This window comes from Streptomyces sp. NPDC093591 (assembly GCF_044764885.1).
In the GTDB taxonomy this organism is placed as follows: domain Bacteria; phylum Actinomycetota; class Actinomycetes; order Streptomycetales; family Streptomycetaceae; genus Streptomyces.
The window spans coordinates 110,822-133,556 of record NZ_JBIWIY010000007.1 but is presented as its reverse complement, the minus strand read 5'-3'; the positions used below and the strand labels follow the sequence as shown (position 1 = coordinate 133,556).

General features: G+C 71.4%; 21 protein-coding genes and 2 pseudogenes. 15 read left to right on the top strand and 8 right to left on the bottom strand.

Features of this window, described 5'->3' with window-relative positions:
* Both ACIREI_RS16755 and mycP read left to right on the top strand, forming a co-directional pair.
* The coding region (locus ACIREI_RS16755; protein ID WP_403333257.1) for a hypothetical protein at nucleotides 1-1,139 on the top strand (1,139 nt) is incomplete at its 5' end.
* Nucleotides 1,136-2,371, top strand: a complete 1,236-nt coding sequence (mycP, locus tag ACIREI_RS16750; RefSeq protein WP_403333255.1) for a type VII secretion-associated serine protease mycosin — start codon at nucleotides 1,136-1,138, stop codon at nucleotides 2,369-2,371. The genes ACIREI_RS16755 and mycP, both read left to right, overlap by 4 nt.
* Before the next feature lie 81 nt (nucleotides 2,372-2,452).
* On the opposite strand, the gene ACIREI_RS16745 is transcribed toward mycP, so the two are convergent.
* A complete protein-coding gene (locus tag ACIREI_RS16745) occupies nucleotides 2,453-3,049 on the bottom strand; it encodes an HD domain-containing protein (protein WP_403333253.1) in 597 nt (198 codons plus the stop codon).
* Nucleotides 3,050-3,053: 4 nt separating this feature from the next.
* Nucleotides 3,054-3,998, bottom strand: coding sequence for a serine hydrolase (locus tag ACIREI_RS16740; protein WP_403333251.1), 945 nt, complete (start codon nucleotides 3,996-3,998; stop codon nucleotides 3,054-3,056).
* A 150-nt stretch (nucleotides 3,999-4,148) separates the two neighbouring features.
* Here ACIREI_RS16740 and ACIREI_RS16735 point away from each other — a divergent pair, with 150 nt between their 5' ends.
* Nucleotides 4,149-4,880, top strand: coding sequence for an SseB family protein (locus ACIREI_RS16735; protein ID WP_403333249.1), 732 nt, complete (start codon nucleotides 4,149-4,151; stop codon nucleotides 4,878-4,880).
* 1 nt (nucleotide 4,881) lies between these two features.
* Here ACIREI_RS16735 and ACIREI_RS16730 read toward each other — a convergent pair whose 3' ends face one another.
* Complete coding sequence (locus ACIREI_RS16730; protein WP_403333247.1) at nucleotides 4,882-5,247, bottom strand: DUF1844 domain-containing protein; 366 nt, start codon at nucleotides 5,245-5,247, stop codon at nucleotides 4,882-4,884.
* 334 nt (nucleotides 5,248-5,581) lie between these two features.
* Between ACIREI_RS16730 and infC the strand changes: the two are divergent.
* The 10 genes and pseudogenes from infC to ACIREI_RS16680 all read left to right on the top strand — a co-directional run bounded on the left by infC (nucleotide 5,582) and on the right by ACIREI_RS16680 (nucleotide 16,535).
* A pseudogene (gene infC / locus ACIREI_RS16725) lies at nucleotides 5,582-6,254 on the top strand (translation initiation factor IF-3).
* A gap of 110 nt (nucleotides 6,255-6,364) precedes the next feature.
* Nucleotides 6,365-6,559 carry a 50S ribosomal protein L35 gene (gene rpmI / locus ACIREI_RS16720; RefSeq protein WP_004933563.1) on the top strand — a complete coding sequence of 65 codons (195 nt, stop codon included), beginning with the start codon at nucleotides 6,365-6,367 and terminating at the stop codon, nucleotides 6,557-6,559.
* 101 nt (nucleotides 6,560-6,660) lie between these two features.
* A complete protein-coding gene (gene rplT, locus ACIREI_RS16715; RefSeq protein WP_016642495.1) occupies nucleotides 6,661-7,044 on the top strand; it encodes a 50S ribosomal protein L20 in 384 nt (127 codons plus the stop codon).
* 103 nt (nucleotides 7,045-7,147) lie between these two features.
* A complete protein-coding gene (locus ACIREI_RS16710; protein WP_403333244.1) occupies nucleotides 7,148-7,996 on the top strand; it encodes a TrmH family RNA methyltransferase in 849 nt (282 codons plus the stop codon).
* A gap of 52 nt (nucleotides 7,997-8,048) precedes the next feature.
* The gene (locus ACIREI_RS16705) at nucleotides 8,049-9,185 is read left to right on the top strand and encodes an ATP-binding protein (protein WP_403333242.1); all 1,137 of its coding nucleotides are present in this window, start codon (nucleotides 8,049-8,051) and stop codon (nucleotides 9,183-9,185) included.
* A gap of 147 nt (nucleotides 9,186-9,332) precedes the next feature.
* Nucleotides 9,333-10,454, top strand: a complete 1,122-nt coding sequence (pheS, locus tag ACIREI_RS16700; RefSeq protein WP_403333240.1) for a phenylalanine--tRNA ligase subunit alpha — start codon at nucleotides 9,333-9,335, stop codon at nucleotides 10,452-10,454.
* Complete coding sequence (gene pheT, locus ACIREI_RS16695; protein ID WP_403333238.1) at nucleotides 10,454-12,967, top strand: phenylalanine--tRNA ligase subunit beta; 2,514 nt, start codon at nucleotides 10,454-10,456, stop codon at nucleotides 12,965-12,967. Before pheS ends, pheT begins: the two co-directional genes overlap by 1 nt.
* 245 nt (nucleotides 12,968-13,212) lie before the next feature.
* A complete protein-coding gene (locus ACIREI_RS16690) occupies nucleotides 13,213-14,286 on the top strand; it encodes a PP2C family protein-serine/threonine phosphatase (RefSeq protein ID WP_403333236.1) in 1,074 nt (357 codons plus the stop codon).
* A gap of 276 nt (nucleotides 14,287-14,562) precedes the next feature.
* Complete coding sequence (locus ACIREI_RS16685; protein WP_403333234.1) at nucleotides 14,563-15,903, top strand: transcriptional regulator; 1,341 nt, start codon at nucleotides 14,563-14,565, stop codon at nucleotides 15,901-15,903.
* 86 nt (nucleotides 15,904-15,989) lie between these two features.
* Nucleotides 15,990-16,535 (top strand): NUDIX hydrolase, encoded by a 546-nt coding sequence (locus ACIREI_RS16680; RefSeq protein ID WP_030054968.1) that lies wholly within the window; start codon nucleotides 15,990-15,992, stop codon nucleotides 16,533-16,535.
* A gap of 23 nt (nucleotides 16,536-16,558) precedes the next feature.
* On the opposite strand, the gene ACIREI_RS16675 is transcribed toward ACIREI_RS16680, so the two are convergent.
* Both ACIREI_RS16675 and ACIREI_RS16670 read right to left on the bottom strand, forming a co-directional pair.
* Complete coding sequence (locus tag ACIREI_RS16675; RefSeq protein WP_403333232.1) at nucleotides 16,559-16,816, bottom strand: hypothetical protein; 258 nt, start codon at nucleotides 16,814-16,816, stop codon at nucleotides 16,559-16,561.
* A 193-nt stretch (nucleotides 16,817-17,009) separates the two neighbouring features.
* Nucleotides 17,010-17,882: a 3-hydroxybutyryl-CoA dehydrogenase gene (locus tag ACIREI_RS16670; RefSeq protein WP_403333230.1), complete on the bottom strand. Its 873-nt coding sequence runs from the start codon at nucleotides 17,880-17,882 to the stop codon at nucleotides 17,010-17,012.
* Between the two features lie 196 nt (nucleotides 17,883-18,078).
* Here ACIREI_RS16670 and ACIREI_RS16665 point away from each other — a divergent pair, with 196 nt between their 5' ends.
* Complete coding sequence (locus ACIREI_RS16665; protein ID WP_403333228.1) at nucleotides 18,079-19,344, top strand: glycoside hydrolase family 10 protein; 1,266 nt, start codon at nucleotides 18,079-18,081, stop codon at nucleotides 19,342-19,344.
* Between the two features lie 34 nt (nucleotides 19,345-19,378).
* Here the strand turns inward: ACIREI_RS16665 and ACIREI_RS16660 are convergent, their stop codons facing one another.
* Both ACIREI_RS16660 and ACIREI_RS16655 read right to left on the bottom strand, forming a co-directional pair.
* Nucleotides 19,379-19,573, bottom strand: a complete 195-nt coding sequence (locus ACIREI_RS16660; protein WP_302002002.1) for a DUF1918 domain-containing protein — start codon at nucleotides 19,571-19,573, stop codon at nucleotides 19,379-19,381.
* A 94-nt stretch (nucleotides 19,574-19,667) separates the two neighbouring features.
* A complete protein-coding gene (locus ACIREI_RS16655) occupies nucleotides 19,668-20,651 on the bottom strand; it encodes a DMT family transporter (RefSeq protein ID WP_403333226.1) in 984 nt (327 codons plus the stop codon).
* Here ACIREI_RS16655 and ACIREI_RS16650 point away from each other — a divergent pair.
* On the top strand, nucleotides 20,650-22,092 hold the full coding sequence (locus tag ACIREI_RS16650; protein ID WP_403333224.1) for a PLP-dependent aminotransferase family protein: 1,443 nt from the start codon (nucleotides 20,650-20,652) through the stop codon (nucleotides 22,090-22,092). The two genes, ACIREI_RS16655 and ACIREI_RS16650, sit on opposite strands and share 2 nt — an antisense overlap.
* Here the strand turns inward: ACIREI_RS16650 and ACIREI_RS16645 are convergent.
* Nucleotides 22,089-22,648: pseudogene (locus tag ACIREI_RS16645) on the bottom strand (DUF6461 domain-containing protein). The gene ACIREI_RS16650 and the pseudogene ACIREI_RS16645 overlap by 4 nt on opposite strands.
* Nucleotides 22,649-22,735: the final 87 nt, after the last annotated feature.

Here is a 22,735-nt window from a genome sequence, read left to right as displayed (position 1 = left end):
CTGGGCAGGGTTCTGCCGGTGGATCTTCCCGGCCGGGTGCCGTGCCCGCGCAGGGCTCCGCCGGGATGCCCCCCAAGCCGGTCGTCGGCCCCCGCCCCGGCGCCGTGCCCGCCGAGTCCGCTCGCCCCTCCGCTTCCGTCCCCCTGCCCCCACTGCGTCCCACGCCGGAGCCCCCGGCCGGAGACGGGTCGGCGGGGCGGGGATACGCGGCCTCGGCCTCCGCCGGGCCCACCCACGCCTCGCAGGCCCCCTTCTCTCCGGACCCGTCCCTCTCCTGGAGCGCCCCCATGGCGCCCGGCGGCGCACCGGGCGCTCAGCGGCCCGTCGTGTCGTTCGGGGAGCCCGAGGGGTACGACGCGCAGGCGCGACCACGGCCCCTGGGCGTGCGGATCCGGCCCCGGGTCGCCGGGGCGGCAGCCTGCGTCGTGCTCGGGCTCGGGCTCATCGGCGGGGCCCTGACCGGGAGTTGGCTGATCGGCGACTCGGGCGGAGCCGGCGCTCAGGACACCTTCGCGGCGGCCGGGAGCCTGTGGCACAGCGTCCCCGTCGACAAGCTGTTCCCGCCCACGGTGATCGGGCAGGGCGCCGGACCCGGCGGCGCCGACCGGACCTGGACGCGGGTCGCCGTGGCCCCGGACACCGGCTGTGCGAACGCCTTCGACCCGCTGCTGCGCAAGGCCCTCGCCCCCGTCGGCTGCCAGCGCCTCCTGCGCGCCACCTACATCGACGCCACCCAGAGCTACGTCACCACCGTCGGCCTGCTCTTCACCAAGGCCGACGCGGCCGCCATGCGCGCGCTCGACACCCAGTTCGCCAAAGAGGGCCTCGACCGCCGCAGCGACCTCATGCCCCGCCCCTACGCCGCCAAGGGCACCCTCGCCGCCGGGTTCGGCGACGAACAGCGCGCCTCCTGGACCGTCTCCGTCCTCACCGACGCCCCGGTCGTCGTCTACGCCGTCTCCGGCTGGGCCGACGACCGCACGGTCGACGAGCCCGCGCCCGCCGAGGAGGCCATGCAGTCCGGCGCCACCACGGACGTCGCCCAGGCGGGCCTCGGCCACGAGGCGCAGGGCCTCGCCGACCGCATCGAACGCGCCCTGCGCAAGCACGTCAGCCCGTCCACGGAGCAGCCGTCATGAACCCCGGCCCGAACAGCGCGGCGTCCCCCGCCGTCACCCCCGCCGCGGCCAGTGCCGTGAAGACCGCCCTGATCCGGCGTACCGGCCCCCTCGCCGTCCTGCTCGGCGCCTGTCTCGCCCTCCTGCCGCCCACCGCCGCGCACGCCGACTCCATACGGGCCCGGCAGTGGGCCCTGGACGCCATGCACACCGAGGAGGCCTGGCAGACCACCAAGGGCAAGGGCGTCACCGTCGCCGTCCTCGACACCGGCGTCGAGGCCGACCACCCCGACCTGTCGGGCAACGTCCTCGACGGCAAGGACATGGTCGGCTTCGGAGCCGAGCCCGGCGACCGCGCCTGGGCCCGGCACGGTACCGCGATGGCCGGCATCATCGCCGGCCACGGACACGGCGCCGGAGGCGGCGACGGCGTCATGGGCATCGCCCCCGAGGCCAAGATCCTCCCCGTCCGCGTCATCCTCGAGGACGGCGACCCGGCCCGCGCCAAGGCCCGCAGCACCCGCGGCAACGCCCTCGCCGACGGCATCCGCTGGGCCGCCGACCACGGCGCCGACGTCATCAACCTCTCCCTCGGCGACGACTCCAAGTCCGCCCACCCCGAAGCGGGTGAGGACGAGGCCGTCCAGTACGCCCTGAAGAAGGGCGCCGTCGTCGTCGCCTCGGCCGGCAACGGCGGCGAGAAGGGCGACCACATCTCCTACCCGGCCGCCTACCCGGGCGTCATCGCCGTGGCCGCCGTCGACCGCTACGGCACCCGTGCCGTGTTCTCCACCCGCCGCTGGTACGCCACGGTCAGCGCCCCCGGCGACGACGTCATCATCGTCGACCCCGACCACAAGTACTACGAGGGCTGGGGCACCAGCGCCGCGGCCGCGTTCGTCTCCGGAGCGGTGGCCCTGGTGAAGGCCGCCCACCCCGGCCTGACCCCGGCCCAGATCAAGAAGCTCCTTCAGGACACGGCCCGCAACGCCCCCGAGGGCGGCCGCGACGACTCCCGCGGCTACGGCTTCATCGACCCGGCGGCCGCCATCAAGGAGGCCTCCCGCATCAAGCCGAAGCGCCTGACGCCTGTGGCGTACGGCGAGGAGTACTTCGGCTCGGGTCCCGACGCCGCCAAGTCGGAGGACGACGCGACGACTTGGACCGCCTGGCTCGCGGGCGGCACGGGCGGAGTCCTGCTGGTCTCGGCGGTCGTGGTGCTGCGCGGGCGCCGCGGGCGCCACGACTTCTGAGGCCCACCGGGATCGACTTCCCCCGGAAGTACCAGTGCCCGCAGGGCACTTGGCGTTCCTCGGCCTGCTGAGAGGCACGGCCTAGGCGTGCACGGGGAAGGACGCCTGGAAGGCCAGACGATGGTCGGCACCGCTGCCGACGGAGCCGATGAACTCGTCCAGGGCGAGGTACTCCTCCCAGCGTTCTCTCCCTGTCGCCCGGGCCAGCCGTGAGACGACGAGGTCTTCGAGTTCCGGGACGCGCTTGTTCTTCCAGACCTTGTCAGCCGTGCTCACCAGCAGATCGTCGAGTGTCGCCGCCGGATCCGCCCAGGTGCCGTGGGTGCCGGCGAAGCGCGCCAGCCGCGGACCGAAACCGTGGTCCAACAGCAGCTCCCGCCCCGCCTCCTCGTGCGAGGAGCCGGGACCGGACAGCTCGGCGACGTGCACCGTCTTGCCGATGTCATGCGTCGCCGCTCCGAACAGGACGGCCTCGCGGTCGACGCCAAGGCCGGGATACCGAGGCTCCACCCAGTCGACCAGCCGAACCGCGACATCGTGGACGGCACGCAGATGGGCGGCCAACCGCGGCGGAGCGTCGAGGGAGCGGAGAAGGTCCACCACCGGTGCCGGGAGTGGCCGCAGGGGTGGGTCGACGGGGTCATGCAGGGCCCGGTGCAGGAGGTTCGGCGGTGGCATCGGGTCAGGCTAGGCCCTCCCCGGCGAAGACCGACACCGCCGCGACCGCCGCCGCCTCGACCAGCGAAATCCCCTTCGCCTTCGTCGAGTTGCCGTCGGACAGCACGGCCACCAGACAGTCGTGGCCGTCCACCGTCACCCGCCCGATGCTGTTGATGTCCCACAGCCCGGTGGCGGTGCGCGGCAGCCAGCCGTTCTTCAACGCCCACGCCGAACCGTCGGCCGCGGCCGACACCCCCCACCGCTGGTCGACCGCTATCTCGCCCATCAACTCCAGCAAATACGCCCGCGACCGCCCGCTCAGCTCCGAGTCCTCCCCGAACACCTGCCGCAGGAGCGTGAGTTGATCGGCGGCAGTGGTCTGCGTCAGCCCCCAGTACATGCCGTCACCGCCCTCGGTGTCCGTGAGCCCGAGCCGCTCGTTCGCCGCGTCGAGCCCCTCCGCCTTCCCGATCGCCCGCCACAGGGCCGAAGCGGCGGTGTTGTCGCTGTTCTCGATCATGTCGACGGCGTACGACTTCTCCGTCGCGGTGAGCTCACGCCCCGCGTCCTGCGCCTGGAGCAGCAGCGCGGCCAGGATGTCGACCTTGACGATGCTCGCGGTGTCGAAGCCGCCGTCCCCGTACAGGGCGCTCGCACCGGACTCCAGGTCCAGCACCGCCACCGACACCTCGGCGCCGTCCTCGACGGCCACCTGCTCCATGGCCTCGGCCAGCAGTACGTCATGGTCCACCGTCGGCTGTGCCACGGGTTCCACAGAAGCCTCCCCGCCCGCCCGGGCCCATACCGACGCCGACGGCGCCACCGCTGACGATACGGCGCCCCCGCCCGAGTGCGCCTGAGTCTGCAGGTACACCGTTCCCGCGGCCGCGCCGCCGAGGATGACGGCGAAGGCGAGCGCGGTGTACGGCAGGGGCCGGCGACGTCGGCGGGCTCTGGAAGACTCCATGTCCGCGATCGTCGGGGTGGCGACTGTGCGGCCCGTTAGACGGACGTTAGATGTGTGTCAGGGAAATCTGAGATTCCGGTGAAAGGCGTCACAGCGGGGTTTCCGGGCCCGCACAAGCGCAGCAGCATCCCCCCGATAGGGTCGGTGACCGTGGCGAACAAGAACATTCCCGACTCCCTCTTCTCCGACGACGACGGCACCGCCGACCCGGGGCTGAGCGCCGCGCTCGCCGCCTGGGCCGAGGACCGCACCGCCGAGGGGCCCGTGCTCGAGGCGCTCAAGGGCGCCCGGCTGCTCGTCCCCGTGGTGGCCGTGCTCGGCGAGGTCGAGGAGGACGAGAACGGGCTGCGCCACGAGAAGACCAGCGACATGGCCGTACCGACCCTGAAGGCCGGCGCCCGCACCGCCCTGCCCGCCTTCACGTCCACCGACGCGCTCGCCCGCTGGGATCCGGCGGCCCGCCCCGTCGCCGTACCCCTGCACCAGGCACTGCAGGCCGCGGCGCACGAGAAGGCGGACACGATCGTGCTGGACCTGGCCGGTCCGGTGCCGTACGAGCTGACGGGGCCGGCGCTGCTCGCGCTCGCCGAGGGCCGTACGACGACCGACCCGCTCGCCGACCCGGCGGTCGTGGCGGCCGTACGCGCGGCCGTCGCCGCCGAGCCCTCGGTCCTGCGCGCCCACCTCGGGCCCGGTCAGGCAGACGGCACCCTCGCCCTCGTCCTGGACTCGGCCGCGCCCCCGGCCCGGGCCGCCCGGGCGGTGGCGGAGCGCCTCGCCGCCGACGAAACACTGAGGGCTCGCCTGGTGCGCGGCCTCGACCTGGCACTGCTGCCGGCCGAGGCGACGCCACCGGGCGAGCCCCTGTACGTACGGGAATGAGTCAGCCGTAGACCGGCCCGGTGTACTTCTCGCCCGGCCCCTGGCCCGGCTCGTCCGGGACGATCGACGCCTCGCGGAACGCCAACTGGAGGGACTTCAGGCCGTCACGCAGCGGAGCCGCGTGGAAGGAGCTGATCTCGGTGGTGCTCGCGTCGAGCAGACCGGCGAGGGCGTGCACCAGCTTGCGGGCCTCGTCCAGGTCCTTGTGCTTCTCGCCCTCCTCGGTCAGACCGAGCTTCACCGCGGCGGCGCTCATCAGGTTGACGGCGACCGTCACGATCACCTCGACGGCCGGGACCTCGGCGATGTCGCGGGTCATCTCGTCGAAGTCGGGGCCCTCGGCGGGCTCAGCAGGGGTGTCACTCATGTCCCACACGATAGGCCCCGGTGTACGCGGATTAGCACCACCCCCGGGTAGCTGCTAACCTTGTGTAATGACCGGCTGGACAGCCACTGCCCAGCCCCACAAGTGGAGGCTCCGACTTCCCACCTGACCGTCCTCCGGGACGGCGGGTCATCCGGTCAGGCGGCCACCATCGTTCCGTACGGACGATGGAGTCGCCCGAATCGCGCCCCGCGATCATCGCGCGGTGCTCCGGTAGCGTTTTGGAGCCCCGCCTGTGATCGTCCGGGGCATTTTTTGTGCCTCGGCGCGGTTGGTCTTACGAAAGAAGACATACGCGGCTGTCCGCCAGACCGCCGTGTGGTGCTAACCGAGGAGGATCCATCAGCGCCGAGCCCCGCATCAACGACCGGATTCGCGTTCCCGAGGTGCGACTTGTCGGTCCCAGTGGCGAGCAGGTGGGCATCGTCCCCCTGGCCAAGGCACTGGAGCTTGCGCAGGAGTACGACCTGGACCTGGTCGAGGTCGCGGCGAACGCCCGTCCGCCCGTGTGCAAGCTCATGGACTACGGGAAGTTCAAGTACGAGTCGGCCATGAAGGCCCGTGAGGCGCGCAAGAACCAGGCGCACACGGTCATCAAGGAGATGAAGCTCCGGCCGAAGATCGACCCGCACGACTATGACACCAAGAAGGGTCACGTCGTCCGGTTCCTCAAGCAGGGCGACAAGGTCAAGATCACGATCATGTTCCGTGGTCGCGAGCAGTCCCGTCCCGAACTGGGCTACCGACTGCTGCAGCGCCTCGCGGAGGACGTCCAGGACCTCGGTTTCGTCGAGTCGAACCCGAAGCAGGACGGCCGAAACATGATCATGGTTCTCGGTCCGCACAAGAAGAAGACCGAGGCGATGGCCGAGGCCCGCCAGGCGCAGGAAGCCCGCAAGGCAGAAGCGAAGGCCAACCCCGGCAAGTCGCAGAACGCTGCGGACACCGAGGACGCCGAGGCCCCTGCCGAGGCATCCGCCGAGGCGTGATCCCGGGGGACGCGAGTCCCCAGGACGTAACCGATACAAGAGCGACGCTCCACAGTGCCCGGTTTCACGACCGGGCATCGGAGCGCCATCTACGAGGAGAGAACGGCGCTATGCCGAAGAACAAGTCGCACAGCGGTGCCAGCAAGCGCTTCAAGGTCACCGGCTCCGGCAAGGTGCTCCGTGAGCGCGCCGGCAAGCGCCACCTGCTCGAGCACAAGTCGTCCCGCGTGACGCGTCGCCTGACCGGCAACGCCGAGATGGCCCCGGGCGACGCCGCGAAGATCAAGAAGCTTCTCGGCAAGTGACGTGAGCGGCGCCCGCACTGAGCGCCGTACGTCTGGACCGGGACCCAATCGTTTCCGGGCCGTGTGAGTTCAACCGCGGCCCCGCTACAAGGAGTTAAAAAGTGGCACGCGTCAAGCGGGCAGTCAACGCCCACAAGAAGCGCCGGGCGATCCTCGAGCAGGCTTCCGGCTACCGCGGTCAGCGTTCGCGTCTGTACCGCAAGGCCAAGGAGCAGGTCACCCACTCGCTGGTCTACAACTACAACGACCGCAAGAAGCGCAAGGGTGACTTCCGCCAGCTGTGGATCCAGCGCATCAACGCCGCTGCCCGCGCCAACGGCATCACGTACAACCGCTTCATCCAGGGTCTGAAGGCCGCGAACATCGAGGTCGACCGCAAGATCCTGGCCGAGCTGGCCGTCAACGACGCCAACGCGTTCGCCGCGCTCGTCGAGGTCGCCCAGAAGGCGCTGCCGAGCGACGTCAACGCGCCGAAGGCTGCGTGACCGCTGCGCTCGGCTGAGCCGACGTGACTGAACGGACCCGTGGGTTTTGCCTGCGGGTCCGTTGTGTTGAGGTAGTGGAAAGTGGTTACCGAAAGTGAAGAGCATGCCCTCGGCCAGCCCTGAGCTGATCTCTCCCCGTTCCCCGCGTGTCTCCGCCGCCCGGCGGCTCGCCAAGCGGAACTTCCGGGGCAAGGAGCGGCTGTTCCTCGCGGAGGGGCCGCAGGCCGTGCGGGAGGCGGCGGCCTACGGAGACACGCTGGTCGAGCTGTTCGCCACGGTGGAGGCCGCGGAGCGGTACGCCGACATCATCGGCGAGGCCCGTGCCGTCGGTGCCCGCGTCCACCTCGCCTCCGAGCAGGTCATCGCCGACGTCTCGACGACCGTCACTCCCCAGGGGCTCGTCGGCGTCTGCCGGTTCATCGACACCCCGTTCGAGGAGATCCTCGCCGCCCGGCCCAGGCTCGTCGCCGTACTGGCGCACGTGCGGGACCCCGGGAACGCCGGGACCGTGCTGCGGTGCGCCGACGCCGCCGGGGCGGAGGCCGTCGTACTGACCGACGCGTCCGTCGATCTCTACAACCCCAAGGCCGTACGGGCCTCCGTCGGGTCGCTGTTCCATCTGCCCGTCGCCGTGGGGGTTCCCGTCGAGCGGGCCGTCGAGGGGCTCAAGGGGGCCGGGGTGCGGATCCTCGCCGCCGACGGGGCGGGGACGGACGACCTCGACGACGAGCTGGACAAGGGCAGCATGGGCGGGCCGACCGCCTGGGTCTTCGGCAACGAGGCCTGGGGGCTTCCGGAGGAGACCCGTGCGCTGGCCGACGCCGTCGTGCGCGTCCCCATTCACGGAAAGGCCGAGAGCCTGAACCTCGCCACCGCCGCCGCCGTATGTCTCTACGCGTCGGCCCGTGCACAGCGCGCCTCCGGAGGGTGCCGCACCGTCACCGAGAGCTAGTAGGGTGACCAGCTCGGGGCCCCAAAGCCGTCGTGAGAGGTGGGGTACGGGGATGAGTGTCGGCACGAGCAGCGCGCCGGGGGCACGGGAGGTGCGGCGGCCGTCCGCGTCCCGGCCCGGTGAGGCCGCCGAGCTCGGTTTCGATCCCGACGATCTGCCCGACGGCCTCGTCGTCGCCGACGAACACGGGCACGTCATCTGCTTCAACGCCGCCGCCGAGCGCATCACCGCCGTCCCCGCCGCCGACGCCCTCGGGCAGCGGCTGGAGAAGGCCCTGCCGTTAGAGGACCTGGAGGGGCGGCGCTGGTGGCAGCTGACCGATCCGTACGGCGGCCTCGCCATTCGCCGACTGCAGCCCGAGCGCAACCTCCTCCTTCCCGGCGGGCGCGAGGTGCTCGTCTCGGTGCGGTACGTCCGTAGCGAGCCCACCGGCCCCGTACGCCGCGTCGTCGTCTCCCTGCGCGACACCGAGGCCCGTCGCCGCACCGAACGCAGCCACGCCGAGCTGATCGCCACCGTCGCCCACGAGCTGCGCTCCCCGCTCACCTCCGTCAAGGGCTTCACCGCCACCCTCCTCGCCAAGTGGGAACGGTTCACCGACGACCAGAAGCGGCTCATGCTGGAGACCGTCGACGCCGACGCCGACCGGGTCACCCGGCTCATCGCCGAGCTGCTCGACATCTCGCGGATCGACAGCGGGCGGCTGGAGGTGCGCCGCCAGCCCGTCGACATCGGCGCGGCCGTCGGGCGGCACATCCAGGCGTACGTCGCCGCCGGCCAGCCCGCCGACCGGTTCCTGCTGCGCGTCGAACAGCCGCTGCCCGACCTGTGGGCCGACCCCGACAAGATCGACCAGGTGCTCAGCAACCTCATCGAAAATGCCGTGCGGCACGGCGACGGAACGGTCACCATTGACATCACGGCCACGGCGTCCCCCCGCGAAGGCGAGGACACCGGCACGTCGGTCACCGTGAGCGACGAGGGGCCCGGCATCCCGGAGGAGTCCATGAACCGCGTCTTCACCCGCTTCTGGCGGGGCAGCAAGCGCGGTGGCACGGGCCTCGGGCTCTACATCGTCAAGGGCATCGTCGAGGCACACGGCGGCGCCATCGAGGTCGGCCGCGCCCCCGGCGGCGGCGCGCAGTTCCGATTTACGTTGCCCGTGGCGGCACCCGCGTATCTCACCTGAGATCCGGACCGAGCCCCACGGGCGCGTTCGCATTCCTCAACCCCGTTAGACTCGGCCTTTGGCACCTTTGTGTCCCAAAAACCGTGACGATCTGTCCACGAGTCGGTACGGGGACCTTCAGCCAGCCAATCGGAAGCACGGGAAGAGATGTCGGCACCGAATAAGTCGTACGACCCTGTAGAGGTCGAGGCCTTGAAACCGGAAGAGATCGAGCGCATGCGGGACGAGGCGCTCGCCGCCTTCGCCGCCGCGGACTCCCTCGACGCGCTCCAGGAGGCCAAGACCGCCCACACCGGCGGCACCTCCCCGCTGGCCCTCGCCAACCGCGAGATCGGCGCCCTGCCCCCGCACGCCAAGGCCGAGGCCGGCAAGCGCGTCGGCCAGGCCCGCGGCGCCGTCAACAAGGGCCTCGCCGCCCGCCAGGCCGAGCTGGAGGCCGAGCGCGACCAGCGCGTGCTGGTCGAGGAGGCCGTGGACGTCACGCTGCCGTACGACCGCGTACCGGCCGGCGCCCGCCACCCGCTCACCACGCTCTCCGAGCGGATCGAGGACATCTTCGTGGCCATGGGCTACGAGGTCGCCGAGGGCCCGCAGGTCGAGGCCGAGTGGTTCAACTTCGACGCGCTGAACATCGGCCCGGACCACCCGGCCCGCGGCGAGGCCGACACCTTCTTCATCGAGGGCCCCGACGGCGGCACCGAGTCCGGTGTCGTGCTGCGCACCCACACCTCCCCCGTGCAGATCCGCTCCCTGCTCGACCGTGAGCTGCCGGTCTACGTGATCTGCCCCGGCCGCGTGTACCGCACCGACGAGCTGGACGCCACGCACACCCCGGTCTTCCACCAGGTCGAGCTGCTCGCGGTCGACGAGGGCCTGACCATGGCGGACCTCAAGGGCACCCTGGACCACATGGTCCAGTCCCTGTTCGGCGAGGGCATGAAGACCCGGCTGCGCCCGAACTTCTTCCCGTTCACCGAGCCGTCCGCCGAGATGGACATGGTGTGCTACGTCTGCCGCGGCGAGTCCGTCGGCAACCCCGACCGGCCCTGCCGTACCTGCTCCTCCGAGGGCTGGATCGAGCTCGGCGGCTGCGGCATGGTCAACCCGCGGGTGCTCACCGCCTGCGGCGTCGACCCGGAGAAGTACAGCGGCTTCGCCTTCGGGTTCGGCATCGAGCGGATGCTGATGTTCCGCCACAACGTCGAAGACATGCGAGACATGGTCGAGGGTGACGTCCGGTTCACCCGGCCGTTCGGGATGGAGATCTGATGCGGGTCCCGCTTTCTTGGCTGCGGGAGTACGTCGACCTGCCGGCGACCGAAACCGGCCGTGACGTCCAGGCCAAGCTCATTTCGGCCGGTCTCGAGGTCGAGAGCGTCGAGCACCTCGGCGCCGACCTCAAGGGCCCGCTCGTCGTCGGCCAGGTGCTGACCATCGAGGAGCTGACGGAGTTCAAGAAGCCGATCCGCTTCTGCACCGTCGACGTCGGCCAGGCCAACGGCACCGGCGAGCCCCAGGAACTGATCTGCGGCGCCCGCAACTTCCAGGTCGGCGACAAGGTCGTCGTCGTCCTCCCCGGCGCCGTGCTGCCCGGCGGCTTCGCGATCGCCGCGCGCAAGACCTACGGCCGCGTCTCGCACGGCATGATCTGCTCCACCGGCGAGCTGGGCATGGGCGACGACGGCACCCACGGCATCATCGTGCTGCCGCCGGAGACCGAGGTCGGCAAGGACGCCATCGAGCTCCTGGAGCTGGTCGACGAGGTCCTGGACATCGCCGTCACCGCCAACCGCGGCGACTGCCTGTCCATCCGCGGCGTCGCCCGCGAGACCGCCATCGCCTACGGCATCCCGCTGCGCGACCCGGCCCTGCTCGACGTGCCCGGCCCGAACGCCTTCGGCTACCCGGTCCAGGTCTCCGACCCACTCGGCTGCGACCGCTTCACCGCCCGCACGGTGACCGGCCTGAGCCCTGAGGCCCGCTCCCCGATCTGGCTGCAGCGCCGCCTGCAGAAGGTCGGCATGCGCCCGATCTCGCTCGCCGTCGACGTCACGAACTACGTGATGATGGAGCTCGGCCAGCCGCTGCACGCCTACGACCGCAATCTGGTCCAGGGCACCATCGGCGTCCGCCGGGCGGCCGAGGGCGAGAAGCTCGTCACCCTCGACGGCGTCGAGCGCAAGCTGCACGCCGAGGACCTGGTGATCACCGACGAGCGCGGCCCCATCGGCCTCGCGGGCGTCATGGGCGGCGCCAACACGGAGATCGCCGACCACGAGGACGTGGAGAACGCGACCACCGACGTCGTGATCGAGGCCGCCCACTTCGACCAGGTCGCCATCGCCCGTACGGCGCGCCGCCACAAGCTGTCGTCGGAGGCGTCCCGCCGCTTCGAGCGCGGCGTCGACCCGGCGGCCGCCGCGGCGGCCGCCCAGCGCACGGTGGATCTGCTGGTGCTGCTGGCGGGCGGTACCGCCGAGGCCGGTGTCACCGAGGTCGTCACGCCGTCCGGGCCGCACACCATCACCGCCCCGGCCGACCACCCGGACAAGGTGGCCGGCGTCGTGTACGGCCGCGAGACCGTCGTACGGCGACTGCAGGAGATCGGCTGCGACGTGTACGGGCAGGACGAGCTGATCGTCACCGTGCCGTCCTGGCGGCCCGACCTGCTGGAGCCGAACGACCTGGCCGAAGAGGTCATCCGCCTGGAGGGCTACGAGAACCTGCCCTCCACCCTGCCCAAGCCGCCGTCCGGCCGTGGCCTGACCCACCGCCAGCGACTGCACCGCCGGGTCGGCCGCGCGCTGGCCGGAGCGGGCTACGTCGAGGCGCCGAACTACCCCTTCGTCAGCGAGCAGGTCTTCGACCAGCTCGGCCTGGCCGCCGACGACCCGGCCCGCCGCGTCGTCAAGCTGGTCAACCCGCTCAACGACGAGGAGCCCGCGCTGCGTACGTCGCTGCTGCCGGGTCTGCTCGGTGCGCTGCGGCGCAACGACGGGCGGGGCTCGCACGATCTGGCGCTGTTCGAGACGGGCCTGGTCTTCCAGCCGCGGGAGGAGCGGCGCGTCGCCGGGCATCTGCCGGTCGACCGCCGCCCGACCGACGAGGAGATCGCCGCGCTGAACGCCGTGCTGCCCGAGCAGCCGCGGCACGTGGCCGCCGTTCTCGCCGGTGCCCGTGAGCAGGCCGGCTGGTGGGGCAAGGGCCGTCCGGCCGACTACGCCGACGCGATCGAGGCGGCGCGGCTCGTGGCCCGTGAGGCCGGTGCCGAGCTGATCGTGCGGAGCGGCCAGTACGGGCCGTGGCACCCGGGCCGGTGCGCTGCGCTGGCCATCACCGTGGAGGGCGCCGAGCGGGTCATCGGGCACGCCGGTGAGCTGCACCCGAGGGTGCTCAAGGCGCTCGGTCTGCCTGCGCGTACCTGTGCGATGGAGCTGGACCTGGACGCCCTGGAGCAGGTCGGGGACGGTACGCCTCAGGCGCCGAGCATCTCGACGTTCCCGGTGGCCACCCAGGATGTCGCCCTCGTGGTGGACAAGCCGGTGCCGGCCGCGGAGGTCGAGGCCGCGCTGCGTGACGGGGCGGGTGAACTCCTTGAGGCGATCCGGCTGTTCGACGTGTACGTCAACGACGAGCAGCTGGGTGATGGCAAGAAGTCGCTCGCGTATGCGTTGCGGTTCCGTGCGGCGGACCGGACGCTGACCGTCGATGAGGCTTCGGCGGCTCGGGATGCCGCGGTTGCCCTGGCGGGCGAGCGTACGGGAGCGGTGCTGCGCGGTTAGTTCGCCCCAGGGGGGCTGCGGTTGTTCGGCGGCTGCGGCTGATTCGTGGCTGGTCGCGCCCACGCGGCGGAGCCGCACATCGACACAGCCCCACGCCCCTGAAGGGGTGCGTTGCAGTTACCTCACTCAATAGGGTGACTTCTCCGGGTGATCTGGTACTTCCGGGGCATCTCTCGACAGAATCGGACCGGCCTTTCGGGGCCGGTCCGTTCTGCGTTGTCAGGGCCTATTGGGGGGCCATCGGCATGTTCCGCATCAAGGGTCGGATTCCCCGCAAGGCGCTCGCGTGGGGGCTGCCCACCGCCTGGGGCGCGACGGCGATCACGTACAAGCTGACCTGCCCGCTCGCCCAAGAGGCCGGCCTCGGCGCCCGGATCGTCACCAGCGCCGTCTTCTTCGCCGTGGGCACGGGGCTGATCGTGCACGTCCGGCAGGCGCTGCTGCGTGAGCTGCGGCAGGTCCGCAAGGTCGCCGGTGCCGCGCAGAACGCGCTGCTGCGGCCGCTGCCCGCGCGCATCGACGGCCTGAACGTCGCCGCCGCCCAGCTCTCCGCGGATCGCAGCGCATGTGTCGGCGGTGATCTGTACGAGGTCATCGCCACCGAGCACGGCGTACGGGCGGTGATGGGCGACGTACGTGGCCACGGCATCGCGGCCATGGGCACGGTGGCCGCGCTCCTCGGCAGCTTCCGCGAGGCCGTCCACGACGAGCCCGACCTGGACGGGGTGCTGCGCAGACTGGACCGGGCCCTGGCCCGGCACCTGCGGGAGCGGGCACGCGACGAGCACCCCGCGTCCGGCTTGGAGCCCGACACCCCGGTCGCCGAGGAGTTCGTCACCGTCCTGCTGCTGGAGATCGGCCGGGACGGCGAGATCAGCGCCCTCAACTGCGGCCACCCCTGGCCGTACTTGCTGAGCGGCACCAGCGTCGCACCCCTCGCCCGCGCCGATCCCCTCCCACCCCTCGGCCCCTTCCCGCTGCCGGCCGATCTGACCCCGTTGCGTTGCGGTTCCCTGCTGCCTGGCGATTCCCTCGTTCTGTACACAGACGGTGTCGAGGACGCGAGGGACGCAAGAGGCCGGTTCTTTTCTCTGCAGGCGGCGCTCATCGGCGCCGTACGAAACCACCCGATCACTCCGCAGACAATCCTGCGCACCCTCTTCACGGCACTCATTCGCCACACAAGGGGAAGGCAGGCAGACGACATAGCCCTACTGGTCCTACGGAACGATCGAACGAGGTTTCAGTGCGACCCCCTAGGGGCGCGGGGAACTGCGCGACCAGCCACGACGAACCCGCAGCCGACCAACCACCTCTAGTGCAACGGCGATCAGTCGCACGGCCAAGCCGGCGGCGGCCATCCGCCCAGCCACGGAGTGTCGGGCAGGCAGCTGGGCGGACGGCGCGGGTGCGGGCCGCCGCATTGTACGAGGGGGAGCCGGCGGCCCGGCCGGCCTCTTGCGAGGCATTTCAGTCAACCCGCTGGAAACTCTCCGCAACAGCGCGCGCACGCTGCGGATTCGCGTACTCCGTTCACACCCCGTGTGAAGCGGTTCGCACTACTCTGTCGGCACCGAGCCACCCGGGGGGCCTACATGCAGCCCAACACTCTGCTCGACGCGATCCTGGACGAGGCCGGGGTCTCGCACGCGGGGCTGGCCGCACACGTGAACCAGGCGGGGAGGGCGCGCGGGCTCGCGCTCAGATACGAACACACCGCCGTCGCACGGTGGTTGAAGGGGCAGCGGCCGCGCGGTCAGGTGCCCGACCTGATCTGCGAGGTGCTCGCCGCTCGTCTGCACCGTACGGTCACGCTCGACGACATCGGCCTCGGCGTGCCCGGCGACCCGTCGGTCGCGCACACCACCTCGCTGTCCGGCTTCGTGGAGCGGGCCACCGCGCTGTGGCGCTCCGACGAGCAGCAGCGGCCCCACATCCTGGGCGCGCCCGCGGTCACGGGCACGCCCGCCGTCATGCCGGTGTGGGAGTGGGAGAACCCGCCCGAGGACGTGGACGTGTCGCGCGGTGGCCGGCACCGGGTCACCGCGGGCGACATCGAGATGCTGCGTGCCGCGCGCGCCCACTACGAGCAGATGTACCGGAAGGCCGGGGGGATAGCGACCCGTACCCGGATCGTCGGTTTCCTCAACGCCGAGGCGGCGCCGCTGCTGCGCGGCAGCTACACCGATGCCACGGGGCGTCAACTGCACCGGGCCACCGGCGGGTTGGTGGCGGTCGCCGGGATCTGCGCGTACGACTCCGACGCGCACGGGCTCGCCCAGCGCTACTTCCATCAGGCGCTGCGGCTCGCGAAGGCCAGTGGGGACCGGGGGCTGGGCGCCTATGTGATCGCCCTCCTCGTCAACCAGGCGCTGTTCATGCGGGAGTTCCGGCAGGCCGTCGCCTTCGCGGAGGCCGCGCTGCGGGCCGCCGGCAAGCACATCACCCCGGCGCTCGCCTCCGACCTGTACGCGATGCAGGCGAAGGCGTACGCCCACCTCGGCGACGGCACGAGCGCCCTGTCCTGCATCCGGCGTGCCGAGCAGGCCGCCGAACGCATCCGCCGCGGATACGAACCCGACGAGACGGGCTATGTCCAGCCCGGACTCGTCAACGTCCAGGTGGCGGAGGCGCTGCTCAGCCTCGGGGAGCTGGCCGCAGCGGGGGAGCACGCCGCGGCCGCCGTCGACAATCCCGCCCACGACCGCGGCCGGGTGCACCGGCTCGCCATGCTCAGCACGATCGAACTGCGCCAGGGCCATGCCGACAAGGCGGTGGCCACCGCGGTGCAGATGGCCGAGCAGGCCCGCGGAATGGAGTCCCAGCGCCTGCGCGACAGACTCCGGGCGGTACGCGAACACCTGGTGCGCAGCGGCTGTGCGGGCACGGCCGAGGCCGCCGAACTCATCGACGGGGCGCTGCGCGTACCGCTTTAGGCCGGTGCAGGCTGGTACTCGTACACAGACACCTTCATAGTCCCTGCTGCGATATTGCCACTTACTCGACGGAAGGTGGCAGAACCGTGCAGTGGACGAAACAGAACGAACAAACTGTGTATGAAAACCGCTGGTTCACCGTCAACCTGGCAGACGTGGAGCTGCCGGACGGGCGGCACCTGGACCACTTCCTCATACGGCTGCGGCCGGTCGCCGTGGCCACGGTCGTCAACGAGGCCAACGAGGTCCTCCTCCTGTGGCGACACCGTTTCATCACCGACAGCTGGGGGTGGGAACTCGCGGCGGGTGTAGTCGAGGACGGCGAGGACATCGTCCGCGCGGCCGCCAGGGAACTCGAGGAGGAGACCGGCTGGCGGCCGGGACCCCTGCACCACCTCATGAGCGTGGAGCCCTCCAACGGGCTCACCGACGCCCGGCACCACATCTACTGGGCCGACGAGGGCGAGTACGTCGGGCATCCCGTGGACGACTTCGAATCCGACCGCCGGGAATGGGTCCCGCTCAAGCTCGTCCCCGACATGGTCGCCCGTGGGGAGGTCCCGGCCGCCAACATGGCGGCCGCGTTACTGCTGCTGCACCATCTCAGGCTCGGGCAGGACGTCCTGCCCTGAACTGACGTCCCGGGCCTGCGGATCTAATGCCCGACGGCCTGCCAGATCGCCACGACGAGAGCACCCACGGCGGTGAGGGCGGCGACCGCGGGCAGCGGCCAGCGCGCGTGTTCAAGTGTGTGGATCCGGGTGTTCAGCTCGTCGATCTCCTTGGCGGTCTCCTCGGTGCGGTGCGTGAGCAGAGCCAGCCCGCCCTCCACGCGGGCGTAGGCGACGTCGAGGCGACGTCGTAACTCTGCGAGTTCTCCAGTTACGACCGGATGCTCGGGATCGGCGGTCACGTGGCCGCTCCTTTCCGTAGTCATCTGTCATCCCTTGCATGCGCAGGGAAAGTGAACTCGCCTGGTGGGCCCGTGGGGAGAGTGTGCGAGGGGCATATGCGAGCCCGGAGCGCACACGGTGTGTGAATGGCGCGGGCCCGGCACCTTCTCGGTGCCGGGCCCGTGTACTTGGCCGGAATCTGACGGTCTGTAATCAGCCGTAGGTGTAGAAGCCCGAGCCGGTCTTACGGCCGAGCCGGCCCGCGTCGACCATGCGCTGCAGCAGCGGGGGAGCGGCGTACAGCGGCTCCTTGAACTCGTCGTACATGCTCTGCGCCACGGAGGCGACGGTGTCCAGGCCGATCAGGTCGGACAGCTTCAGCGGGCCCATCGGGTGGGCGCAGCCGAGTTCCATGCCGTTGTCGATGTCCTCGCGGCTGGCGATGCCCGACTCGAACATCCGGATCGCGGAGAGGAGGTAGGGGATCAGCAGCGCGTTCACCACGAAGCCGGAGCGGTCCTGGGCGCGGATGGCGTGCTTGCCGAGCAGCTTCTCGGCGAACTGCTGGGCACGGGCGAGCGTGCCCTCGGAGGTGGTGAGCGCCGGGATCAGCTCGACGAGCTTCTGCACCGGGGCCGGGTTGAAGAAGTGGATGCCGACGACCTGGTCGGGACGCGAGGTGGCGACCGCCAGCTTCACCAGCGGGATCGAGGAGGTGTTGGAGGCCAGAATCGCGTCCGGGCGGGTCACCACCTGGTCGAGCACCTGGAAGATCTCGGTCTTCACCTGCTCGTTCTCGACGACGGCCTCGATCACCAGGTCACGGTCGGCGAACTCGCCCAGGTCCGTGGTGAAGGAAAGCCGGGCCTGCGTGGCGTCCCGCTCCTCCTCGCTGATCTTGCCGCGCTCGGCCGCCTTGGCCAGCGAAGTGAACAGCCGGGTACGGCCGATCTCCAGGGCTTCGCCGGTGGTCTCGGCGACCATCACGTCCAGGCCGGAGCGGGCGCACACCTCGGCGATGCCGGCTCCCATCTGGCCGCAGCCCACCACACCGACACGTGCAATATCTCCGGAGATGCCGGTCACATCGACCCCTTCGCTGGTCCACGACTGCGGCAGGTCCGCCGTTGTTCGACGCCTGCTCCAAACCTGCACGTTACCTTCGGCGAAGCATGATCGATCGTTCGGGTGCCTCATGAAAGGCTTTACCGGGGCGCGATCCGGAAAGCACGGATCCGTCACGGGGCGGCCCCTGACCACGGCACACGGAGGTACGAAGAAGATGCTGCACCGGAAGTCGCGGATGTCGCGGCGGGCGTTCTCGGTGGCCGCCCTGTCGGCGCTCGTGGCGGGAGGCGGCGCTGTGGCGGCCGGTTCCGCCATGGCGGGCGGAACGACGAAGCCGGCCCGGCCACGGGCGACCCGCGAGATGCGCGGTGTGTGGGTGGCGACCGTGGCGAACCGGGACTGGCCCTCCAAGCAGGGGCTGACCGCCGACGAACAGTGCGCCGAGCTGATCGCCCACCTGGACACGGCGGTGGAACGCCGCCTGAACACGGTCATCCTCCAGGTACGGCCCACCGCCGACGCCCTGTGGCCCTCGCCGTACGAGCCGTGGTCCCAGGTCCTCACCGGCACCCAGGGCGAGGACCCCGACTGGGACCCGCTCGGCACGGCCGTCGAGGAGGCCCACGCCCGCGGTCTGCAGCTGCACGCCTGGTTCAACCCGTACCGCATCGCCAACCACACCGACCCGACCAAGCTGGCCGATTCCCACCCCGCTCGCCGGCACCCGGACTGGGTGGTGACGTACGGCGGCAAGCTCTACTACAACCCCGGGCTGCCCGAGGTCCGTGAGTTCGTGCGGAAGGCGATGCTCGACGCGGTGAAGAAGTACCCGGTCGACGCGGTCCACTTCGACGACTACTTCTACCCGTACCCGGTGGCGGGCCAGACCTTCGACGACAACGCCGCCTACGACCGCTACGGCGGCGGTTTCGCGACCCGGGCCGAATGGCGGCGGGACAACATCGACCGGCTGGTCCAGGAGATGGCGGCCGGCATCAGGAAGATCCGGCCCGCCACGGAGTTCGGCATCAGCCCGTTCGGCGTGTGGCGCAACGCCGCCACCGACCCCCTCGGCTCCGACTCGCGGGCGGGCGTGCAGACGTACGACGACCTGTACGCGGACACCCGCAAGTGGGTCCGTGAGGGCTGGATCGACTACATCTGCCCGCAGCTCTACTGGAACATCGACCTCGCCGCCGCCGACTACGCCAAGCTCGTGCCCTGGTGGGCCGAGGTGGCGCGGGGCAGCCGGACGAAGCTGTACCTCGGCGAGGCGCTCTACAAGGCCGGCGATCCCGCACAGCCCGCGGCCTGGCAGGACCCGGCCGAGCTGTCCCGGCACCTCACCCTGGCCAAGGAACACCCGGAGGCGCGCGGGCACGTCTACTTCGCCGCGAAGGACGTGGCGGCGGACCGGATCGGGGCGATGGCGCGGGTGGTCGCCGACCACTACGGGCGGCCGGCGATTCCGCCGCGCTGATCTGCTCGAAGAGCCACTTGGCTGCTTCGAAGAGCTACTTCATGGTGTCCCTGTGACGGATCTCGGTGTCGGGGCCGGGGGAGCACAGCCCCTCGTGCCCGTCCTCGAAACGGACGCGGTACGGAGGGTTGCCCTCCTGGCCCAGGACTTCGACGATCTCGCCGACCTTGTCGTGTTGCCCGACCACCCTGCCGTGCTGGACAAGCTGGTCGCCCACGGTTGCACGCATCTGTCGGTCCTCCTCACCAGGAGCGGGAGCAGCGGTCCGTGGCCTTGAGTCTACGGCGTGGAGCGGTGGTGGGAAGTAGGTCGTCCGGGCCCGCTCAGCCACGCGCGCGCTGGGTCACGGCGATGCACACGAGCACCGCCGCGGCCGTCAGCGGGGCGGCCACTGTCAGGTGCTCGCCCAGCAGCAGCACCGACCACACCAGTGTGAGCAGGGGCTGCGCCAACTGCAACTGGCTGGCCTTCGGGATGCCGATGGCCGCCATGCCCCGGTACCAGACGACCAGGCCGAGGAACTGCGAGCCGGCCGCGACCCACAGCAGTCCGGTCACGCCGTGCCAGGTCAGGTGCACGGGTTCGTACGACAGCGCCACCACGGCGGCCGGCACGCTCAGCGGCAGACACAGCACCAGCGCCCAGCCGATCACCTGCCAGCCCGGCATGACGCGGGCCAGCCGGCCGCCCTCGGTGTAGCCGGCCGCGCACACCAGCAGCGCCGCGAAGAGATACAGGTCGGCCGTGGTCAGGGCGCCGCCGCTCTGCTGCACGGTGAAGGCGACCACCGCGGCCGCGCCCGCGAGCGCCGCCGTCCAGAAGGTGCGGGAGGGGCGGGTGCCGACGCGCAGGGCGGAGAACAGGGCCGTGGACAGCGGGAGCAGGCCCACCACGACGGCGGCGTGCGCGGTGGTGGACGTCTGGAGCGCGAGAGTGGTGAACAGCGGGAAACCGATGACCACTCCGGCGGCGACCACCGCGAGGCCCGCCCAGTGCCGGCGGGCGGGGAGCGGCACGCGCAGGGCGAGCAGACAGCCGCCCGCGATCACTGCGGCCAGCACGCTGCGCACGGCGACCAGGGACCAGGGGCCGAAGCCCTCCAGGCCCCAGGCGGTGGCGGGGAAGGTGAGCGAGAAGGCCGCGACACCCAGGGCGGCCTGGAGCGTGCCGCGAAGGGTCGTCCCGGCTGCTGTGGCCGTGGCGGTCGCAGCGGCTGGGGCGGCCGGCGGGGCGGGCGTGGCGCTTGGCGTGGCCGGGGTGGTGACTGCTATCGAGTTCGGAGCGGTAGCGCTATTCTCTGTTCCCATGCAAGAGCGTAGCAGCGTCGACGAACTGGCCAATCGGCTGCGGAGGGAGCTGGACCGCTACTCTCCGGGTGGAAAGCTCCCGTCGAGTCGCGCCCTCGTCGAGCGGTTCCGGCGGAGCCCGGTGACCGTCTCCCGCGCCCTCGCGCAGCTGGCCGCCGAGGGGCTGGTGGTCACCCGGCCCGGCGCCGGGGCCTTCCGTGCCGAGCCGCACGCGCGGTCCGCTTCCGTGGGGGACACCTCCTGGCAGGAGGTGGCGCTCAGCGCGGACGCAGCCGCGGAACTCGTACCGCGCTCGGTGGACGCCTCCGGTGTGCTGGCCTCCCTCACGGCTCCGCCGCCCGGCGTGATCGAGTTCAACGGCGGCTATCTGCACCAGTCGTTGCAGCCGGAGCGGGCGATGGCCGCCGCCCTGTCACGGGCCGGCCGGCGTCCCGGGGCGTGGGGGAGACCGCCCATGGAGGGACTGCCGGAGCTGCGGGAGTGGTTCGCGCGCGGCATCGGCGGGCCGGGCGGCGCCGTCACGGCCGCCGAGGTACTGATCACCGCGGGCGGCCAGTCGGCCCTGACGACCGCGCTGCGGGCACTCGCCCCGCCGGGCGCGCCGGTGCTGGTCGAGTCGCCCACCTATCCGGGCATGCTGGCCATCGCCCGCGCGGCCGGCCTGCGCCCGGTCCCGGTCCCGGTCGACGCGGACGGTGTACGGCCGCCCCTGCTCGCCGACGCCTTCCGGGCGACCGGCGCCCGCCTCTTCATCTGCCAGCCGCTGTTCCAGAACCCGACCGGCGCGATGCTCGCCCCCGACCGGCGCGGCGAGGTGCTGCGCATCGCACGCGAGGCCGGTGCCTTCGTCGTCGAGGACGACTTCGTACGGCGACTGGTGCACGAGGACGCGGGGCCTCTGCCGCGTCCGCTGGCCGCCGACGACCCCGACGGCGTCGTCGTCCACGTCTCCTCCCTGACCAAGGCGACCTCACCGAGCTTCCGGCTGAGCGCGCTCGCCGCCCGTGGCCCGGTGCTGGAGCGGCTGCGCGCCATCCAGGTCGTCGACACCTTCTTCGTCCCCCGCCCCCTGCAGGAGGCCGCGCTCGAACTCGTGGGCTCACCCGCCTGGCCGCGCCATCTGCGGGCGATCGCGGCCGAGTTGAAGACCCGCCGCGACGCGATGGCGGCCGCCCTGCGCCTGGACCTCCCCGAACTCGCCCTCCCGCACATCCCGTCCGGCGGCTACCACCTGTGGCTCCGCCTGCCCGACGGGACCGACGAGTCCGCACTGACCTCCGCGGCCCTGCGCGCGGGGGTCGCGATCGCCCCCGGCCGCCCGTACTTCAGCGCCGAACCACCGGCCGGGCACGTGCGGTTGAGCTTCGCGGCGGTGGCGGGGGCGGGGGAGATCACGGAAGGGGTGCGGCGGCTGCGGGCGGCTTGCGACGAAGTGCTCTAGCCGCGGGGTACCGGGGCCAGGCCGCAGGTGAAGCGGGCGGACGCGAAGAGCTGCGGGGTGAGGCGTATGCCGGTGAGGCGTTCGGTCAGGGCGAAGGCGGCCTCTGTGCGCATGCTGTAGTCCCGCTCGCGGCTCTCCCGGAGGTCGAAGCCCGACTCCCGCATGTCCGTGAGGAGTTCGTCGGCGTGGCTGCCGTCGCGGGCGAACGGAAACAGCGGCTCGAAGTGCAGGCGCGTGTCGCCGTCCTCGAACCAGTAGAAGTGGTCACCGCGTTGACGTTGCGGAAGTGGGAGACCACCCTGCGTCCGCGCGAGAGCGGGAGCGCGACCTCCGTCGTGATCCCCGGAAAGTCGTTGGACTCGACCATCAGCGACCAGTCGCCGACGGCCGTGACGCCGACGAACAGGCTGTCGCCCTCCCAGTGGTCCCACGCGTCGAAACAGGGTTCGGTCAGAGCGTCCACGCCGGTGCGGCCGGGCTCCGGCTCGGCCTTCAGCTCGGTCAGGAGAGCCTCGGGGGTGAGTCCGCCCACGAGCGTGACGCAGTAGGCCTCCATCAGGTGCCCGTACCGCTCGTCCAGCCACGCGTAGTCCGCGGCAGTCGTCTCCCCAGTCATGGCCGCAGCATCGCACCCGCCACTGAC

Bases quoted from the DNA above. Each gene is read 5' to 3' on its own strand.
- mycP (WP_403333255.1), top strand. From the start codon at position 1,136: ATGAACCCCGGCCCGAACAGCGCGGCGTCCCCCGCCGTCACCCCCGCC.
- ACIREI_RS16745 (WP_403333253.1), bottom strand. From the start codon at position 3,049: ATGCCACCGCCGAACCTCCTGCACCGGGCCCTGCATGACCCCGTCGAC.
- ACIREI_RS16740 (WP_403333251.1), bottom strand. From the start codon at position 3,998: ATGGAGTCTTCCAGAGCCCGCCGACGTCGCCGGCCCCTGCCGTACACC.
- ACIREI_RS16730 (WP_403333247.1), bottom strand. From the start codon at position 5,247: ATGAGTGACACCCCTGCTGAGCCCGCCGAGGGCCCCGACTTCGACGAG.
- rpmI (WP_004933563.1), top strand. From the start codon at position 6,365: ATGCCGAAGAACAAGTCGCACAGCGGTGCCAGCAAGCGCTTCAAGGTC.
- ACIREI_RS16710 (WP_403333244.1), top strand. From the start codon at position 7,148: ATGCCCTCGGCCAGCCCTGAGCTGATCTCTCCCCGTTCCCCGCGTGTC.
- ACIREI_RS16705 (WP_403333242.1), top strand. From the start codon at position 8,049: ATGAGTGTCGGCACGAGCAGCGCGCCGGGGGCACGGGAGGTGCGGCGG.
- pheS (WP_403333240.1), top strand. From the start codon at position 9,333: ATGTCGGCACCGAATAAGTCGTACGACCCTGTAGAGGTCGAGGCCTTG.
- pheT (WP_403333238.1), top strand. From the start codon at position 10,454: ATGCGGGTCCCGCTTTCTTGGCTGCGGGAGTACGTCGACCTGCCGGCG.
- ACIREI_RS16690 (WP_403333236.1), top strand. From the start codon at position 13,213: ATGTTCCGCATCAAGGGTCGGATTCCCCGCAAGGCGCTCGCGTGGGGG.
- ACIREI_RS16685 (WP_403333234.1), top strand. From the start codon at position 14,563: ATGCAGCCCAACACTCTGCTCGACGCGATCCTGGACGAGGCCGGGGTC.
- ACIREI_RS16665 (WP_403333228.1), top strand. From the start codon at position 18,079: ATGCTGCACCGGAAGTCGCGGATGTCGCGGCGGGCGTTCTCGGTGGCC.
- ACIREI_RS16660 (WP_302002002.1), bottom strand. From the start codon at position 19,573: ATGCGTGCAACCGTGGGCGACCAGCTTGTCCAGCACGGCAGGGTGGTC.
- ACIREI_RS16650 (WP_403333224.1), top strand. From the start codon at position 20,650: ATGCAAGAGCGTAGCAGCGTCGACGAACTGGCCAATCGGCTGCGGAGG.
- ACIREI_RS16655 (WP_403333226.1), bottom strand. From the start codon at position 20,651: ATGGGAACAGAGAATAGCGCTACCGCTCCGAACTCGATAGCAGTCACC.